At 71.0% G+C, this 17,276-nt stretch carries 13 protein-coding genes; 5 read left to right on the forward strand and 8 right to left on the reverse strand.

All coding sequences use genetic code 11. The features are described 5' to 3' along the window. Positions 1 to 53: 53 nt before the first annotated feature. From E6P78_RS25720 to E6P78_RS25745, 6 genes are all read right to left on the reverse strand, one after another. On the reverse strand, positions 54 to 1,565 hold the full coding sequence (locus E6P78_RS25720) for an FUSC family protein (RefSeq protein WP_136206023.1): 1,512 nt from the start codon (positions 1,563 to 1,565) through the stop codon (positions 54 to 56). A 256-nt stretch (positions 1,566 to 1,821) separates the two neighbouring features. Beyond that, a complete protein-coding gene (locus E6P78_RS25725; protein WP_136206024.1) occupies positions 1,822 to 3,165 on the reverse strand; it encodes an alpha-L-fucosidase in 1,344 nt (447 codons plus the stop codon). Further along, positions 3,165 to 4,082, reverse strand: a complete 918-nt coding sequence (locus tag E6P78_RS25730; RefSeq protein ID WP_136206025.1) for a carbohydrate ABC transporter permease — start codon at positions 4,080 to 4,082, stop codon at positions 3,165 to 3,167. Before E6P78_RS25730 ends, E6P78_RS25725 begins: the two co-directional genes overlap by 1 nt. Then, positions 4,079 to 4,999: a sugar ABC transporter permease gene (locus E6P78_RS25735; protein WP_136206026.1), complete on the reverse strand. Its 921-nt coding sequence runs from the start codon at positions 4,997 to 4,999 to the stop codon at positions 4,079 to 4,081. The genes E6P78_RS25730 and E6P78_RS25735 overlap by 4 nt, the downstream gene beginning before the upstream one ends. Before the next feature lie 94 nt (positions 5,000 to 5,093). Then, complete coding sequence (locus E6P78_RS25740) at positions 5,094 to 6,494, reverse strand: sugar ABC transporter substrate-binding protein (protein ID WP_206307910.1); 1,401 nt, start codon at positions 6,492 to 6,494, stop codon at positions 5,094 to 5,096. A gap of 154 nt (positions 6,495 to 6,648) precedes the next feature. Then, positions 6,649 to 9,780 carry a glycoside hydrolase family 2 TIM barrel-domain containing protein gene (locus E6P78_RS25745; protein ID WP_240799374.1) on the reverse strand — a complete coding sequence of 1,044 codons (3,132 nt, stop codon included), beginning with the start codon at positions 9,778 to 9,780 and terminating at the stop codon, positions 6,649 to 6,651. A 228-nt stretch (positions 9,781 to 10,008) separates the two neighbouring features. Between E6P78_RS25745 and E6P78_RS25750 the strand changes: the two genes are divergently transcribed. The 5 genes from E6P78_RS25750 to E6P78_RS25770 all read left to right on the forward strand — a co-directional run bounded on the left by E6P78_RS25750 (position 10,009) and on the right by E6P78_RS25770 (position 15,756). Continuing rightward, the gene (locus E6P78_RS25750) at positions 10,009 to 11,073 is read left to right on the forward strand and encodes a LacI family DNA-binding transcriptional regulator (protein WP_168712699.1); all 1,065 of its coding nucleotides are present in this window, start codon (positions 10,009 to 10,011) and stop codon (positions 11,071 to 11,073) included. Positions 11,074 to 11,476: 403 nt separating this feature from the next. Then, the gene (locus E6P78_RS25755) at positions 11,477 to 12,991 is read left to right on the forward strand and encodes a hypothetical protein (protein ID WP_136206029.1); all 1,515 of its coding nucleotides are present in this window, start codon (positions 11,477 to 11,479) and stop codon (positions 12,989 to 12,991) included. Positions 12,992 to 13,100: 109 nt separating this feature from the next. Then, the gene (locus tag E6P78_RS25760) at positions 13,101 to 13,691 is read left to right on the forward strand and encodes a lytic polysaccharide monooxygenase auxiliary activity family 9 protein (RefSeq protein WP_136206030.1); all 591 of its coding nucleotides are present in this window, start codon (positions 13,101 to 13,103) and stop codon (positions 13,689 to 13,691) included. Positions 13,692 to 13,827: 136 nt separating this feature from the next. Beyond that, positions 13,828 to 14,310: an Lrp/AsnC family transcriptional regulator gene (locus E6P78_RS25765; RefSeq protein WP_136206031.1), complete on the forward strand. Its 483-nt coding sequence runs from the start codon at positions 13,828 to 13,830 to the stop codon at positions 14,308 to 14,310. A 249-nt stretch (positions 14,311 to 14,559) separates the two neighbouring features. After that, the gene (locus E6P78_RS25770; RefSeq protein ID WP_206307911.1) at positions 14,560 to 15,756 is read left to right on the forward strand and encodes a serine/threonine-protein kinase; all 1,197 of its coding nucleotides are present in this window, start codon (positions 14,560 to 14,562) and stop codon (positions 15,754 to 15,756) included. 10 nt (positions 15,757 to 15,766) lie between these two features. Here E6P78_RS25770 and E6P78_RS25775 read toward each other — a convergent pair whose 3' ends face one another. Continuing rightward, positions 15,767 to 16,759 carry an aldo/keto reductase gene (locus E6P78_RS25775; protein WP_206307912.1) on the reverse strand — a complete coding sequence of 331 codons (993 nt, stop codon included), beginning with the start codon at positions 16,757 to 16,759 and terminating at the stop codon, positions 15,767 to 15,769. Continuing rightward, positions 16,756 to 16,968 carry an aldo/keto reductase gene (locus E6P78_RS34030; protein ID WP_346765610.1) on the reverse strand — a complete coding sequence of 71 codons (213 nt, stop codon included), beginning with the start codon at positions 16,966 to 16,968 and terminating at the stop codon, positions 16,756 to 16,758. The genes E6P78_RS25775 and E6P78_RS34030 overlap by 4 nt, the downstream gene beginning before the upstream one ends. Positions 16,969 to 17,276: the final 308 nt, after the last annotated feature.

Below are 17,276 nucleotides of genomic sequence, written 5' to 3' on the forward strand. Positions count from 1 at the left end.
TTCCGCCGCGACGGTAGCAGTGCCCCCCTGCGGTCTGGACCAAGGGTTCTGGATCAGGCGGTGAGCAGGGGTGCGCCCGGCGGGCTGTGCAGCGGGGCGGCGAGTTCGGCGAGTGCGCGTTCCAGGCTGTGCAGATGGGCGAGGGCGGGCTCGGTCACGGCGGGGTGCGCCGGGAGGGCGGCGACCGCTGCGGGGGTGCGCCGCTCGGATGCGGTCAGCGCCTCCACGGCGTTCTCGACGCGCCAGCAGGCGGCGGCGAGCCGGGCGTCGTGGGAGGCCTCCGGGTCGGCGGCCACCGAGGCCAGTCCCCGCACCTCGCGCGCGCACTCGTCCAGCAGGGCCAGCACGTGTCGCGCCCGCCGCCTGCGGGCCCGCATCGGGTTGAGCGGATGCACCAGCGGGGCGAGCGACTGGCGTACCCTGCCGAGGATCGCCTCCAGTTCGGCAACGCTCCGGGGCGGGTCGGCTTCCTGGCTTCCCGCAAGCCGGGCGGCGGCCTCCGCCGTGCACGTGTGCACGCACCGCAGCGCCCGCTCCACCCAGGCCTCGGTCACCGAGTGCGTGGTCACCGGAAGCACGAACATCACCGCCAGCAGGGCGCCGACCGCCCCGACCGCCGTCTCCGTCACCCGCAGCACGAGCAGATCCGCGTCGAGCACACCGAGCAGCCCGTACAGCATGCTCGCCATCACGGTCACGGCCAGCATCATCCAGGTGTAGGAGACCGCGGCGGTGTAGAAGATGCCGAACACGCTCAGCGCCACGACCAGCGCGGCCACGACGGGCTCGTGGTGCAGCGGCACCGCCACGGCGAAGCCCAGGCCGATCCCGAGGACCGTCCCCAGGAATCGCCGGAACCCGCGCACGATGGTCTCGCCCCGCGAGGTCGTGGCCACGAACACCCACCAGGTGGCTCCGACCGCCCAGTACCAGCGCTGGTCGGAGAGCACCTGCCCCGCCATGAGCGCAAACGCCGCCCCCGACGTCGCCTGCACGGCCTGCCGCGTCGTGACCCGCCCGAGCCCCGCTCCCTGGGCGGGAGGGGAGACGACCACGGGCGCCGCAAGCCGCCGCTCGTAGCACCACACGCCGAACCGCACCACCGACGACCCGGCCAGCGACAGCAGCACGGCCGCGTACAGCTCCGGCAGCCGGCCGGGCACGGTGTGCAGGAACTGGGCCGAGAAGTAGGACATGAAGCCGAACACTCCCAGCGAGTGCCCGCGAGGCCCCCACCGCCGCGCGTACACACCCGCCCCCACGACCGCGAGGAACGCCAGGTCGCGCGCGACGGGCAGGTCGTGCAGTACGGCGGCGAGCGCGAGCACCGGGAAACCCACGACGGGGAGAAGCGCGGTCGTCGTCGCCTGCCCGCGCACCGTCGGGTCGGTCACCGTGAACAGCGCGAGCAGCGCGGCCAGGCCACCGGCGACGGCCGCCACCAGCGAGTGCCCGGCCGCCCCGCACAGCGCGACGGCGAGCCCGATGCCGAGTACGGCCCGGGACGCGAACCGAAGCCGGATACGTCCCGGATCATCCGGTGCGACGAACGCCCTCTTCAGCAAGTTGCCCCGCCCCTCTTCGCACATGGACCAGTCCGCACATGAGAAAGGCGCCGCATGGGTCCTTGGGGGACCTGCAGCGCCATTGACTGATATATCTCAGCATCTGAAGGGCGAATGGTTCAAACGAGGCTCAATTCGATGGGCCAATGGCCCAGGCTCTTGTCGTCCGTCTCAGCCGCAGCAGAGCCAACGGACCAACCTCGCACGACACCCGCGCGAACGGCCGCCACAGCGGCGGGGGCCCCGGCCGCGGTCCTCAGGCGGCGCCGAGCGGGATCTCGACCACCACGGCGTGGGGGTTGGGTCCGGCAGGGACGTCCAGGACGACGTCGTGACCGTTTCCGGTGACGCGCACCGTGCTGGGGACCGCCGTGCCGTCCGGGTACAGCCCGATGGCGTGCACCACCCCCGGGCTTCCGGCGGGTGAGGTGAGGTGCCACTCCAGGGTGCCGGAAGCCGTCAGACCGGGATCGGCCGGCCGCGATCCGTAGACCGCGTGGCCGATCGTGCCGAGGAGTTCTCCGAGCTCGCCCATCCGCTCGACGACATGGCGGGAGATGCGGCCGGTGGCGTCGGGGCCGACACCGATCAGGTAGTTGCCGCCGCGGGCGACGATCCGTACCAGGGTGGCGGCGATCTCCCCGATCGGCTTCGCCGGATCGTCCAGCCCCTCCGAACACCAGGTCCGGGTCATGGTGATGCAGGACTCCCACGGGTGGTCGAGCCGCCGGTCGGGCAGTTCCTGCTCGGGCGTCCGGTAGTTCTCGTTCGGGCCGTGCACCTCCCGGTCGACCACCAGGATGTCCGGCTGCAGTTCACGGGCGCGCTCGGCGAGCGCGTCGATCCTGATCGGCTCCTCGGGGGCGCGGACCCAGCCCGCGTCCAGCCAGAGCACGTTGACACGCCCGTAGCGGGTGAGGAGTTCCTCGACCTGCCGGTGGGTGTACTCGACGAACGAGTCCCACTTCTCCGGCCGCTCGGCGATGTCGTAGTTGTGGAACCTGTCACGGATCGGACGGGCCCGGTCCCAGTAGCCGGGATGGTTCCAGTCAGCCTTGGAGAAGTAGACGCCGGTCTCCATGCCTTGCGCACGGAACGCCTTGAACGTCTCCGCGACGATGTCACGGCGCAGACCGCTGTCCTCGGCCGTGGACTTGAACTGGGAGTGATCGGTGTCGTACATGGCGAAGCCGTCGTGGTGCTTCGTCGTGAACACCAGATAGCGCAGGCCGGCTTCCGCACACATCCGGGCCCACTCGGTGGCGTCGTAGTCCTCGCCGCGAAAGGTATGAGCCTGCCGGCCGTACCAGGTGTGGTACTCCTCGTCGGTGCCGGACCAGTCGGCGGGCGGATCGGTGAACTCGCCCAGGCGCTCGCGGTGCAGGGACCACGAGCCGCCCTGGCCGATCGCGCTGTAGACGCCCCAGTGGATGATCACGCCGACCTTGAGGTCGCGCCAGTGCTCCAGTGCCGCGCGGGTGCGCGGATCGTCCGGCCACTGGTATCCGGGGTCGGGAGCGGCCGACAGGGCACCTGCCGCCTCAAGCGCGTCCGCGGCGAAGTCGTACTGCTCGCGGGGCTCGGTGGGCCTTCGGGTCATCAGAACTTCATTCCTCCCTCTTCGATGCCCCGGAAGAAGTACTTCTGGGCGACGAAGAAGACGATGAGCAGGGGCAGGAAGGCAACGATGGCACCGGCCAGCACCACCCGGTAGTCGAAGCCGAAGGCGCTCTGCAGCTGCGTGATGGAGAGCATCAGCGTGAACTTGCTGTCGTCGCGGAGCACGACCACCGGCCAGAGGTAGTCCTCCCACGCGAAGATGAACGAGGTCAGTCCCACGATGACCAGGGCGCCGCGGGCCTGCGGGAGGAAGATGTGCCAGAACCTCTGCCACTCGTTCGCGCCGTCGAGCAGGGCCGCGTTCTCCATGTCGTCGGGGACGGCGAGAAACGCGGCGCGCATGAGGAGGATGTGGAAGGCCTCCAGCATGAGCGGAAGCCACACGCCGACAAGGCTGTTGTAGTAACCCAGGTCCCGGACCTGGGCGAAGAGCGAGACCATGATCGCTTCGAAGGGGAAGATCAGGGCCGACAGCACGACCAGAGTGATCACGCCACGGCCCTTCCAGCCGCGCCGCGACAGCATGTATCCGCCCATCGTCGACAGGACGAGGCGACTGGCCACGATGAGCGTGCAGACGAACAGCGAGTTGCCGAACGCCCGCAGTACGTCCGTCTGCTTCATCAGGTCACGGAACGCGCCGAAGCCCGGATCGTGGGGCAGCACCGAGGCGTCCGGCCCGAACATCGCCTCGTCGGGCCCCTTGAACGCTCCGAGCAGCGGCACGACCAGCGGTCCGAGCAGGAAGACCAGCACCACGACGAGGCCGACGTAGCGCCACAGCACCACACGGGCGTGCCGTCGGTTGCGCCGGACGCCTCCGGGGAGCTGCGGCACCGTCGGTGCCTGGGCCGCCTCCGGCGCCCCGGACGCCGCGGATGTCGTCGTGGTACTCACTGCTCCTCCGTCTGGCGGTTGATGCGCCGGCTCAGCAGGACCAGCCCGACCGTCAGCACGAAGAGCACCACCGACGCGGCGCTGCCGAGTCCGAGCGACCCGTAGGTGCTGTCGGCGATGCCGACACTGCGTATGTACATGGTCAGCGTGGACGACTCCCCGCCGATGCCGCCGGTGCCGTTGGTGAGCAGGAAGACCTCGCTGAACACCTTCATCGACCCGATCATCACCAGGACGGCGACGAGGTTCATCATCAGCCGCACACCGGGCAGCGTGATGTGGAAGAACCTCCGGACGGGCCCGGCGCCGTCCATCTCCGCCGCCTCGTACAGCGAACGGTCCACATTGGCCAGCGCGGCCAGGTAGAGGATCATGTAGTAGGGCAGGCCCTTCCAGACGGTGATGAGCATCGACGACACGAGCACCCACCAGCGGCCCGTGAGGAACGGTACGGAGGTCTGCACCAGCCCGGTGTCCTGGAGGAACGCGTTGATCAGACCGTCGTCCTTGAGCAGGTAGGACCAGGAGAGTGCCACGACGACGACCGACGCGACCGCCGGCAGGTAGTACAGGGAGCGGAAGATACCGATCCCCGGGATTCGGTCCCTGACCAGGAGGGCGAGCAGGAGCGGCAGGAACGTCAGGACGGGAACGACGCACACCGCGTAGACGACCGAGTTGAGCAGGGCCGAGTAGAACGCCTCGTCGTGCAGCAGGTCGCGGTAGTTGTCCAGACCGACGAAGGCGCCGGCGCCACCGAGTGGTCGTGCGTCCGTGAAGCTCAGCAGAACAGTGTTGAAGAACGGGTAGACGTAGAAAGCGACGACCGCCGCGACCGGGGGCAGGCACCATAGGTACGGCACCCACCAGGCGCGAAAACGGGCGGCTCCACCGAGAGAGGAAACGGTGCGTGCCATGACCGTGACTGCCATTCGTGAGTGAGCCGCCGAAAGCGGCTCAAGAGGATTTCAGGTGGGTGGGCCGGCGGGGCGCAGGGCCCCGCCGGCAGTCTCAACCCAGCCTCTTCAGCAGGGCGTTGGATTCGCTCTGGGCATCCGCCAGGGCCTTCTTCGGGTCCTTCTGACCGGAGATCGCCTTCTGGATGTTCTCGGTGATCACGCTGTTGATCTTGCCCGTGACGTAGAACTGCCCCACGACGACCTTGCCCTCCTTGGCCGCCTCGGCGGCCGCGCCCCGGGCGCGCTGGAAGGGGTCGGACCCCTCGGGGACGTCGAAGAACTCGTCGTTGAGCGCGGTGGTGGACGAGGGGAAGATGACGACGTTGGGGTCCTTGGCCCAGGCGAGCTGATTCTCCGCGTTGGTCACGTACTGCGCGAACTCCATGGCCAGCGGAGCGTTCTTCGTCGTGGTGGACACCCCGATGTACTGGCCGGCGAAGAGCACGGAGCCGCCCGTCGACTTCAGGTGCGGTCCCACACCGGTCTTCGGGTAGAGGGCGCTCGCGTTCTGCTTGACGTTGCGGAGGAAGGAGGCGTTGGGGCTGCCGAAGGCGAGAGTGCCCGCGCTGTAGGCCTGGCTCGGGTCCGGCTGGCCGGTCACCGAGTCCTTGGGGATGGCACCCGCCTTGTACAGGTCCGCCATGTCCGTCAGCCACTTCTGGGCCTTCGCGTCGTCGGCGAAGGTGAACTGCTTGTCGTCCGGGCTCATCAGCTGTACCCCGAGACCGGCCCACTCGTCGACGAAGGTCCACTCGGTGTTGCCCCACACGGCCTGGTACTTGCCGTTGGACGCCTCGGCGATCTTCTTGCTGCTCGCGACGTACTCGTCCCAGTCCTTCGGCGGCTTCTCCGGGTCGAGACCGGCCTTGGTGAACAGGTCCTTGTTGTACGTCGTGATCAACGGGCCCCAGTACCAGGGATACACGGTGTGGTGGCCCTGGGCGCCGAAGCCGAGCTTGCCCCACACGTCGGGCAGGAAGTCCTTCCCGGAACCGGGCGCCTTGACGTCCAGGTCCATGAGCATGTTGGCCTTGGTCAGCGCCATGACCGTTGAGCTGGCGACGTTGACCACGTCGGCCATGACGCACGTCTGGGCGTCGTTGACCATCCGGGCGTCGACGTCGTCGGCGGTCGGGGTGTCCTCCCATTTGACCTTGACGCCGGGGTGCTCCTTCTCGAACTTCTCGATCAGCGGGTTGAAGAACCCGCCGAAGTCCTTCTTCAGCGAGCTGGTCGCGAACCGGATCTCACCGGAGAGCTTCGCCTTGTCGACCGGCTTGTCGTCGACGTTCTGATCGGGCACGTCGCAGTCGACCTGCGGCTTGGGGATCGCCCCGTCCCGCGAGGCCTCGGTGCCCGAGCCGCCGAGGCCGCACCCTGCCGTCAGGACGGCGCTGCCGAGCAGGCTCACGGCCATCAGCAGGGGCCGGCGTTGTCTGGTGACGCTGTTCATCGGATGTGCCTCCGGGATTCTGACGCCTCGCGGACGACCACGGATTCCCTCCGTGCTTCCCGAGGACCTGACCCGCCAACTCACGATCGATTCAGACGTGTGCGGGGTACTTGGCTGGTATTAGACCTTCAGCTATCACGAGTTTGCAAGGGGGTCATCGGATGTTTTCGAGGAACGGGACGACATCGATGACCGCACGCAGCGGGCGCGGACGCAGCGCGTACTCCGGCCGCACGTCGGGGCCGCAGGAGCGGCTGCCCAGCCCATGCTGACCGAGGTCGAGGTACAGATGCGTCGCCGTCGGAGCGGGGAGCTCGAACGGGTGCGCCACGCCGGTCAGTTCATGGGCGCTCCACGGGCGTAGCGAGAAGCCCACGGGCCCCTCCACCACGCGTATGCCGAGCCCGGGGCGTCCGTCGCCGGGGTCGAGCCGCAGACTGCGCAGCTCCGACCGGTGCCCGCCCTCCTGCGGGCGCACCTGCGGCTCCACGAAGGTGTCCAGGTCCGCTGCATGGGCGCCGACCGTCACGCCGCCTCTCAGGTCGGGGTAGGACTCGCCGGGCCCGAGGCCGAACCAGCTCGCGCGCCACGGCCCGGCCGGCAGGGCGAGGTGGATGCCCGCGCGGGGCCAGGTCCCGCGCCACGGCCCCTCCGGATCGAGGGTGACGACGCAGCGGGCCCCCACCTCACCCGCCGACCACTCGAACCGCGCCCTCACCCCCCAGGGCAGTGCCGCGGGCGCCCACCGGGAGCCGACGACGAGCCCGTCCGATGACGGCGTCACCTCGATGGTGCGGCGCTCCAGCCGGTCCAGCCCGCGCTCACGCCACCGGTCACTCGCGCTGGGCCCGCGGACACCGGCGCCCGCGCCCCCGGTCGTCACGGGGTCGTGGTGCTCGTAGTCCAGTGGGCCGCGCCCGAGATCGTTGTCGGTGGGGGCGCGCCAGAGTTCGACCCCGAACCCGAGCAGGGGAAGGTGTCCGACGCGTACGGGGTCCCCGGTCAGCGGATCGAAGACGACATCGCCGACGTGCGGGAGAGCGCCCCGCGAGTCGGCCGGCGGCAGGGGCGCCGGTCCCGGCACGGGAGCGGAAGGAGCGACGGACTCCGGGGCGGCCGGCAGGGTCGCCGCACCGGTCCCGGGTGGGGAAGCCACGCCACCGGGCCGGTCTCCGAAGGGCCGCCCCTGCCAGCGGTACGTCACGTGCCCGGCGTCGCACCAGTTGGTCGCCGCGGCCGTCCGGACGGTAAGGGTGAGCCAGAGCTCGGGTTCAGCGGTACCGGCCGCTGCCAGGGCCGTACGCAACCGGTCCGGGGAGCCCAGCACGCGGCGGCGGCCGGGCGGAACGTCCCCGCAGGGCAGTACGCCCTCGGCGATGAGCCGGCCGCCCGACTCCAGCCGCCAGCCCACCGCGAGGTCCCCGGTGCTGGTGAACCGCCGGCGCGAGTCGACGACGATCTCCTGCTCGGGTCCCCACTCGACCCGCACGGGCGCGACCGACCGGGCCCAGTCGAGCAGCCCGGAGGTCGGTGTCCCGTCCGCCCGGACCATGCCGTCTGCGAGGAACGTCCCGTCGTGCAGACGCTCACCGAAGTCACCGCCGTAGGCCTGGTAGCGGTGCCCGACCGGGGAGACGGCGTCCAGGGTGTGGTCGCGCCACTCCCAGACGAACCCGCCCGCGATCCGAGGGGTGGAGTCGGTCAGCTCCGCGTAGTCGTGCGCGCCACCGGGCCCGGTGCCCATCGCGTGCAGGTACTCGACGAGCATGTACGGCAGGGAGCGGGCGCGCGCGGCCTGCTCGGGGGTTACCGAGGCCGCCGGATGGTGCGGCACCGCGATCGGTCCTTCGGGGGCGAGAAAGGCCCGTATCTCCTCGATCGCCGGGTACATGCGGGCGTAGATCTGCGTGTACTCCGCCGTGTGGTCCCCCTCGTAGTGCACCGGCCGGGAGGGGTCCCGCTCCTTGATCCAGCGGGCCATGGCGGCGAGGTTCCGGCCGGTTCCGCACTCGTTGCCCAGGGACCAGCAGATGATGCTCGGGTGGTTCTTGTCCCGTTCCACCATGCGGCGCGCCCGGTCGAGCAGGTTGTCCCGCCAGTCCGGGTCGTCGCACGGATTGCGCCGCCACTCGTCGATCTCGAAGCCGTGGGTCTCCAGGTCGCACTCCAGCATCACCCAGAAGCCCAACTCGTCGGCCAGGTCGAGGAGCCGGGGGTGGGGCGGGTAGTGGGCGGTGCGGATGGCGTCGACGTTGTGCCGTTTCATCAGCCGCAGGTCGGCCCTGGCGCGGGCCTCGTCGAAGACGCGTCCGTGCTCCCGGTCGATCTCGTGCCGGTTCATGCCGCGCAGCTTGATCGCCCGTCCGTTGACCCGGAGCACCCCGCCGGTGGTCTCGACGGTACGGAATCCGGTGCGCAGCCGGACCGTCTCCCCGCGTGCGGCCACCTCGACGTCGTAGAGCACCGGGTCCTCCGCGGACCACGAACGCACCACCCCGGCGTCCACCGGTGCGACGTCGGCCGGCGAGGACCAGGTGAGGTCCACTCCCAGCTCGGGAACCCGCAGCCGCACCGGCCAAGCCGCGGCCGACGCCCGGAGTTCGACGTCTATGCGCCCGTGTCCGCCGAGGTGGTCGTACTCCGCCCGCACCCAGACGTCGTCGACGCAGCCGACGGGCCGCCGCACCAGCGTCACCTCCCGGAAGACACCGGGGAGCCACCACTGGTCCTGGTCCTCGACATAGCTGCCGGCTGACCACTGGTGCACGCGGATCGAGATCAGGTTCCGCCCGGGGACCAGGAGACCGGTCACGTCGAAGTCCTGCACGAGCCGCGATCCGGTGCGCACCCCGGCCTCGTGCCCGTTGACCCAGATACGGGCCAGCGACTCGATCCCGTCGGTGCGCAGCAACACGCGCCCGCCGTCGAGCCAGTCGGCGGGCACGTCGGTCCAGCGCCGGTGGTCCCCGGTCGGGTTGGCGTCCGGGACGTGCGGCGGGTCCAGCGGGAACGGGTACACCACGTTCGTGTAACTCGGCAGGCTGTACCGCCCGTCGGGTGGCAGCACCCAGTGCCCCGGCAGGGTGATCTCGTCCCAGTCCCCGTCGTCCAGCGCCGGGTCCTCGACGGCATGCGGGCTCGCCGCGACGGGCGAGAAGCGGAACTTCCACGGGCCGCCGAGGTCGATGCGCCCGGCGTCCCCGAGCACCTGGGCGACCGGGGGAGCCAGCGCCCCGTAGCCGGGCGCGGTGGAGGTGAGGTAGGCGAGCGGGCCGGGTTCGTCCAACGGCCCCGCAGCTTTCCCGGGCGGCACTCGTCTCTGCATCAGAATCCTCCAACGGCGGGTCCGGCGGCGGGGCCCCGCTCCCGCCGGAACCGGGATCACTCGCGGCGGTCGCGACGGGGCGAGGGTGGGATGCGGCGCAACCTATCACGAGTTAGCACCGAGGTTTGCGTCGTCGGCAGGCACCTTCCACCGTGCGGCCGGCCCCTTCCGCTGTGCCAGACTTGGACCATGGCCCGCGCATCCCGCAGTGACGTAGCCCGCCTCGCCGGGGTGGCACCGACCACCGTCTCCAACGTCCTCAACGGCCGGGCGGAGGCGCTCAGGATCTCCCCCGCGACGGTGGAGCGAATCCGTGCAGCGGCCCAGGAGCTGAGTTACGTCCCGCAGGCGTCGGCACGGGCACTGCGGGGCAGCCCCTCCCGCACGCTCGGCCTGCTGCTCGCCGCCCTGCCGCCCTCGCCGTACGTCCCGGTCGTCTACGACGTGCTCACCGCGGCGATCGTCCAGGCGCAGCTCCGCGAGCACCTGCTGTTCCCGGTGGTCCAGCCGGAACACGGGGAGGACACCGCCTACGTCGACCAGATGCTGGCCGACGTGGACCTTGCGGGTGTGGTGTGCGAGTACTCACCGCGCAACGCCCTCGCCGGTCAGCGGCTCGTCGACATGGACGTGCCCGTCGTCTGGATGTCGCTCGACTCACCGTCCGAGCAGCGGCCCGGCATCGCGCACGTCCACGCCGACGAGCGGCCCGGCGTGCGGGACGTCCTGTCGCGCCTGGCGATCGGCGAGGACCAACGGCTGGGGGTGCTCGTGGGACCGGTGTACCGCACGGAACGTCTCCGCGTGGCCGATGAACTCTTCCCCGGCCGGGTCGAGTTGATCGAGGCGGAGTCCTGGCTGCCGGACGGCGGGATGGCCGCCACCCGCAGGGCGCTGACAGACCACCGCGACCTCGGCGCGCTGTTCTGCGCCGACGACCTGCTCGCCGTCGGGGCGCTGCACGCCTGCGCCGACCTCGGACTCACCGTGCCCGACGACATGTCCGTGGTCGGATTCGGCGGCTACAACCTCAGCGGGTACGGACACAGCGAACTGACCACGGTTCACTGGCCGTTGCGGGACCTCGCCGCTACGGCGATCGACACCCTCGTCAGCCGTCTCGCCTCGCCCCGCTCCCTGCCCTCCGCAGCCGCCGCCCCGGTCACCTCGGTGCTGCCTTCCACGGCGGTGGTGCGCGGTTCGGCGCGGCTCGCGCCGAATCCCCTGCGCGGCACCGAGGCCGCACCGCGTTAGACGCCTGCGACTGGACAGCGCCCTCCCCCGAGGGGCGCGTGCCTGCGGAATGCGCACCACGGGCACGCGCGTACCCCGCAAGCCATCCGATGACTCCCGCAAGTTGAAAGTGCGCCTGCTGCCACATTGCTGACACCACCCGGCATAAGACGTCTCTCCTCCGAGGTATTGACCGGAAGTCACCCGATGACTAATCATCGGCGATCAACGCGCTCCGTGCGAGGCGCCCCGTCTCCGTCCTGCCGCCGATCTCACGACCTGCGCCACGCGGAGACGTCGGCGATCACGTCTCCAGCTGCCCACTTCGTCCTCGACGTACGGGCATCTCCTGCCGCCTCGCGCCGCTGAACCTCCAGTTCCCAACCATCCGGAAGGACTTCCCGTGCGGGATCACAGCCGATCCATGGTGAGCCGACGTTCCATCCTCCGAGCGGCCGGTCTGGGCGCCGCCGCGACCGCGGGCCTCGGCCTGAGCGGCGCCCTGCCGTCCTCCGCCGCCGCGGCCACCACCGCCTCCCAGCTGTCCAGGGTGGACGCCGCCTTCATCCGGCGCGGCCTGGTGCACTGCGCATGGGTGCCCCAGGCGAACGACAACCGCTGGCAGCCCAGCCCTCAGCGTTTCAAGGACAGCGGCTTCACCACACCCACCTTCTACGACCCGCCGCTGTGGGACACCGCCCTGTTGGCCGGACTGCCCGGCTACACCTGGGCCGCCGCCAAGGGGCCGGCCGGCTATCACCTGTCCCCGGGCACACCGCCGGATCTCTCCGCGCCGGTGCTCTCGGCGGACCAGCGCACCCGGGCCGACGATCTGATCACCATGTGCTTCGGTGACGAGGACCCGTACAACCAGCAGCAGTTGGACTGGCTCGTCCAGCTCACCGCCAAGCTGCGCCAGGAGGCGCCCCGGGCGCTGATGCACACCAACCAGTACGCGGGCCAGTGGAACGACGCCCAGCTGAAGAACTACATGGCGGTGGTCAAGCCCGACCTGCTGACCTTCGACGAGTACAACTTCTCGATGCGCTCGAACCACGTGGGCGGCAGCGTCACCGGCCTGTACAACAACACCGCCCGGTACCGCTGGCTGGCGATGGGCGGCAACGACCAGACCTTCACGAGCCCCATCGCCTTCGGGCAGTACACGATGGGCTTCTGCTCGGGCGACGCCCCCTCGCAGGAGGGCGGCCGGTACATCGTCTCCGAGTCCGAGCAGTCCCTCGTCAGCTACGTCACCTGGGCGCTGGGCGGGAAGTGGCTCAACCTGTTCCGCTGGGAGAAGGACGCGCATCCGACCTCTTTGCTGGTGCACAAGGACGCGAACAGCACGCCGACGGTGCAGGCGCAGCGGTACGCAACGCTCAACCAGCGGATGAAGGCGTTCTCGCCCTACCTGACCCGGCTCCACAGCAAGCAGGCGTTCATCGCCCTGGGCCGCAACCCCGGCGGATACAACAGCCAGCCCTGGCTCGATGTCTTCAGCCCCTCCCTTGACCCCGGAACCCGGCTTTCCGCGATCGCTGCCGCGAATGCCGGGGGCGCGAACGACGGGCTGCCGGGCGATGTCGTCGTCGGCACCTTCCGGCCGATTCCGAACATGTCGGCCCAGGAGTCGGCCGGCCTCTTCACCGACCCCGACACCCCCGTGTTCATGGTCGTCAACGCACTCGCCGTGCCCAACACCGACAAGACCGACGAACACGCCACCGGCGGCTCCCTCACCGATACCGCGCAGAACGTCACCCTGACATTCGACCTCTCGGACGGTTCGGTCCGGCCGGATCAGCTGCGGATGCTCAACGCCGCCACGAACCAGGTCACCACCCCGGCCCTGACTTCCCTGGGCAACGGCCGCTACTCGTTGCGGAAGTACATGGGCGGCGGCACCGGCGAGCTGTTCTGGTGGCAACTCGGCTGAACCGCCACGCCGTCCTGGTCTAGACATGTCAAGTTGCCATCGCTACGCTCAGCCTTGGTCTAGACCGCAGCACTCTCCGGACATCACCCCACATCTCCAGGAGCGACGTATGCGCAAAAAGATCACTTCCTTACTGGCCGGCCTGGGGCTGGTCGGTGCGGCCCTGCTGGCCACCTCGGGCACCGCCCAGAGCCACGGCTACACCGACTCCCCCATCAGCCGTCAGCAGCTCTGCGGGATCGGCACCGTCAAGCACTGCGGGCAGATCCAGTGGGAGCCGCCGAGCGTCGAAGGCCCCAAGGGCTTCCCCACCCGTGGGCCGGCCGACGGCCACATCTGCTCGGGCGGCATCGGCCGCTTCTCCGAACTGGACGACCCGCGCGGCGGCGCCTGGCCCGCCACCCAGGTCACCGCCGGTCAGAACTACACGTTCAACTGGCGGATCGAGGCCCGCCACGCCACGACCGACTTCCGCTACTACATCACCAAGGACAGCTACGACCCCACGCAGCCGCTCACCCGGGCCGACCTGGAGCCGCAGCCGTTCCTGACCGTGCCCTTCGGCGGTAAGCTGCCGGGCTCGACGGTGAGCCATTCGGGCGTGCTGCCGCAGAAGTCCGGCAAGCACCTGATCCTCGGCGTCTGGACGATCGCCGACACCGGCAACGCCTTCTACGCCTGCTCCGACGTCCAGTTCTGACGTCCGGCCCGTGCCCCGCGCCACCCGCCCGTGCGCGGGGCACATCCGGCCGCGACGAGAGCAGGGCGGCCTGGCGCACACATAGGCCGTTGGTACAGTCGCTGGCCCGAACGAGACCGAAAGAGGCCGGCGACGTATGGCGGTGGACGCACTCGACACCCGTATCCTGCGACTGCTCATCGAGCAGCCGCAGACGAGCGTGCGCGAGTACGCGCGCATCCTGTCCATCGCCCGGGGCACCCTCCAGGCCCGGATCGACCGGCTGGAGCGGGACGGTGTGATCACCGGGAGCGGTCCCTTCCTCTCCCCCGCCGCGCTCGGCCACCCGGTCCTGGCCTTCGTGCACCTGGAGGTGACCCAGGGACACCTCGACGACGTCGGTGAGGCGCTCGCCGCCGTGCCGGAGATCGTCGAGGCATTCTCGACCACGGGCGGCGGCGACCTGCTGACCCGGGTCGTCGCGCGGGACAACGGGCACCTGGAGGACGTCATCCAGCGACTCATCCGGCTGCCCGGCGTGGTCAGGACCCGCACCGATGTGGCGCTGCGCGAACGCGTGCCGCACCGGCTGCTGCCCCTGGTCGAGTCCGTGGGCCGGGCCGCGGCCGGCGGCCGGTGACGACCGCCCGTCACCGGGCTCCCCCCGCCGGCCGCACCTCGCCGGCCGGTCCCTGGCGGGCTGCCACCGCGCCGAGTTGACCCGGGTGGTGACCGCCGGTCGTCCGCGCTCCGTGCGCCGGATATCCTGATCTTGCCGCGCTCCCCCACCCCGCCCTCGTCCCCGACGAGGCCGCCGCCGCGGCAGTCGAAGCGGCCCTCGGTCCGGGCCGCCCGAGAGGCCCGAACTATTCGAGACAGGTGTGCACAGGTGCTGGTTGCTGGTCGGTACCGGCTGATATCCGCCATCGGCCGGGGCGGGATGGGTGAGGTCTGGCGGGCCACCGACGAGGTCCTCGGCCGCGCGGTCGCCGTGAAGCTGCTGTTGGGAGAACACGCCGACGAGTCGGCCACCGCCCGGTTCCGGCTGGAGGCGCAGACCGCCGCCCGGCTGAGCCACCCCCATCTGGTGGCGGTCTTCGACTTCGGGGCCTGGGAGGACCGGCTCTTCCTCGTGATGGAGCTCGTCGAGGGCAGAAGCCTCGCCGACCTTCTCCTGGCCCAGGAGCGGCTGGGACCCGAGCAGGCCGCCCGCATCGCCGGACAGGCCGCCGCCGGACTGGCCGCGGCGCACCGGCAGGGCATCGTCCACCGCGACATCAAGCCCGGAAACCTGATGCTGGACGGCGAGGGCACCGTCAAGATCGGCGACTTCGGCATCGCCCAGTTCGTCGACGACCCCTCCGCCGCGCTGACGACGACGGGTCACATCGTCGGTACGAGCCTCTACCTCGCCCCTGAGCGGGCCCTCGGCCGCACGGCGGACGCCGCATCCGACATGTACTCGCTCGGCTGCGTCATCTACCAACTGCTCCTCGGGCAGCCGCCGTTCCGCTCGGACACCGCCACCGCCACCCTCTACCAGCACGTGGACACGCCGCCCGTCCCCCTGCGGCAGCGCGGCGTCGACGTGTCCGCCGCCTTCGACGCCTACCTCCTGGGGCTGCTCGCCAAGCAGCCGGAGGACCGGCCCACCGCCCAGCAGGTCGCCGACTGGTTCCACAGCGACGCCTGGCGGGGCCGGGCCGAGGCGCTGCCGCTGCACCGCCCCGCCCCGGCGCAGACGCCGCCCCCGGCAGCCGCCTACCAGGCGCCGCCCGCCCCGCACGTCGGCGCGCCCGCGCCGGCCCCAGGAGCGGAGTCCGGCGCCCCGACGACGTACCGGCTGCCGCAGGCATCCGGGCGCGGCCGGCGTGCGGCGCCCCGGACGGGGAACGCCCGGCGGCGGACCGCCGGTGAGGCGATCCGGCGCCGGCCCCGGGTGGCCAGCGCCATCGCGGGCGTGATCGCCTTCCTGGCCGCCGTGTACCTGGGGATGAGCCTGTTCGCCCCCGACACCGGATCGGCCAGCACTCCGGACGGCGGTACGTCGACGAACGCGCCGGGAACCCCCGGGGCCGACCGGTGACCGGAGCGTCCTACCAGCGGTCGTGGACCGCCGCGCGAATCCTGCGGTCGTAGAGGTCGCGCACCGCGTCCAGCGTGCTCTGCGGCAGCGGGTCGAGTGCGGCGGCGGCCGCGTTGGCCCGCGCCTGCTGCGTCGAGCGCGCTCCGGGGATGACGCTGGTGACGCCCGGCTGCTGGATGATCCAGCGCAGCGCCGTCTGCGCCGGGGTCGCGCCCTCGGGAGCGAGCGCGGCGAACTCCGCGGCGGCGGCCACACCGGTCTCGAAGTCGATACCGGAGAAGGTCTCGCCCTGGTCGAACGCCTCGCCGTGCCGGTTGTACGTGCGGTGGTCCCCGGGAGCGAAGACGGTGTCCGCGGTGTACTTGCCCGACAGCAGCCCGGAGGCGAGCGGCACCCGGGCGACGATGCCGACCCCGGCGGCCCGCGCCGCCGGCAGGACCTCGTCCAGCGGCTTGAGGCGGAACGGGTTGAGGATGATCTGCACGCTCGCGACACCGGGGCGGGCGATGGCCGTCAGCGCCTCCGCACACGTCTCCACGCTCACCGCGTAGGCCGCGACGCGCTGCTCGGCCACCAGCGTGTCCAGCGCGTCGTACACCTCGTCGGACGCGTAGACGGCGGTGGGCGGGCAGTGCAGCTGTACGAGGTCGAGGGTGTCGACCCCGAGATTGGCGCGGGAACGGTCGTTCCACGCGCGGAAGTTGTCCAGGGTGTAGTTCTCCGGCACCTGATCGGCCCGGCGGCCCATCTTCGTGGCGACGAAGACCCCGGCGTCGGGCCGCTCCTTGAGATAGCGGCCGATGAGTTGTTCACTCCGTCCGTCCCCGTACACGTCCGCCGTGTCGAAGAAGGTGACGCCCGATTCGACGGCCGCGTCGAGCACACTGAGGGCGTCCGCCTCGCGGACCTCACCCCAGTCCCCGCCTAGTTGCCATGTGCCTTGTCCGACGACCGATACGTTCCGTCCGGTCCTGCCCAGTTCGCGCTGATCCATGGGGGTCATGCTACGGCTCGCCCGCCGGGCTGTCCGAGCGCGGTGGGCCGCAGCATCTCGTCGTCGGTGAGCCGCGGGGCGCCCGCCGCCACGTCGGCCTCCAGATGGGCGGGGTCGCCGGTGCCCGGGATGGTCACGACGTGCGGGCCCTGCTGAAGGGTCCACGCCGGCCGGACCTGGGCCGGTGAGGCGTCGTGGGCGCGGGCGATGTCGAGCAGCGCCTCGCGCTCGGCCGCGGGCGCCGGCCCCGGGCCCGCGGCCGGCGCCCGCTCCCGCGATCGCGTAGAAGAGGACGAAGGCGATGCCCAGCTCGCCGCACATGCCCTCCTGGGAGGCGATGCCCAGCTCGCCGCACATGCCCTCCTGGGAGGCGGGGCGCCGCTCGCCGATGCCGTAGCGGTTCTGCACGCAGACGACGGGTGCGATGCCCGGGCCCGGTCCCGGTCGTGCGGGGTGCACTCGTCGCTGAACGCCGCGCCGCCCGTCCATCCCCACCCGACCCCCTCCCGCGCGTGCGCGCGCCGCC

The organism is Streptomyces sp. A0958 (assembly GCF_004795035.1).
Classification (GTDB): domain Bacteria; phylum Actinomycetota; class Actinomycetes; order Streptomycetales; family Streptomycetaceae; genus Streptomyces.

Coding starts and splice junctions, on each gene's coding strand:
- E6P78_RS25725 (WP_136206024.1), bottom strand. CDS start 3,165: ATGACCCGAAGGCCCACCGAGCCCCGCGAGCAGTACGACTTCGCCGCG.
- E6P78_RS25735 (WP_136206026.1), bottom strand. CDS start 4,999: ATGGCACGCACCGTTTCCTCTCTCGGTGGAGCCGCCCGTTTTCGCGCC.
- E6P78_RS25740 (WP_206307910.1), bottom strand. CDS start 6,494: ATGAACAGCGTCACCAGACAACGCCGGCCCCTGCTGATGGCCGTGAGC.
- E6P78_RS25750 (WP_168712699.1), top strand. CDS start 10,009: ATGGCCCGCGCATCCCGCAGTGACGTAGCCCGCCTCGCCGGGGTGGCA.
- E6P78_RS25755 (WP_136206029.1), top strand. CDS start 11,477: ATGGTGAGCCGACGTTCCATCCTCCGAGCGGCCGGTCTGGGCGCCGCC.
- E6P78_RS25760 (WP_136206030.1), top strand. CDS start 13,101: ATGCGCAAAAAGATCACTTCCTTACTGGCCGGCCTGGGGCTGGTCGGT.
- E6P78_RS25765 (WP_136206031.1), top strand. CDS start 13,828: ATGGCGGTGGACGCACTCGACACCCGTATCCTGCGACTGCTCATCGAG.
- E6P78_RS25775 (WP_206307912.1), bottom strand. CDS start 16,759: ATGACCCCCATGGATCAGCGCGAACTGGGCAGGACCGGACGGAACGTA.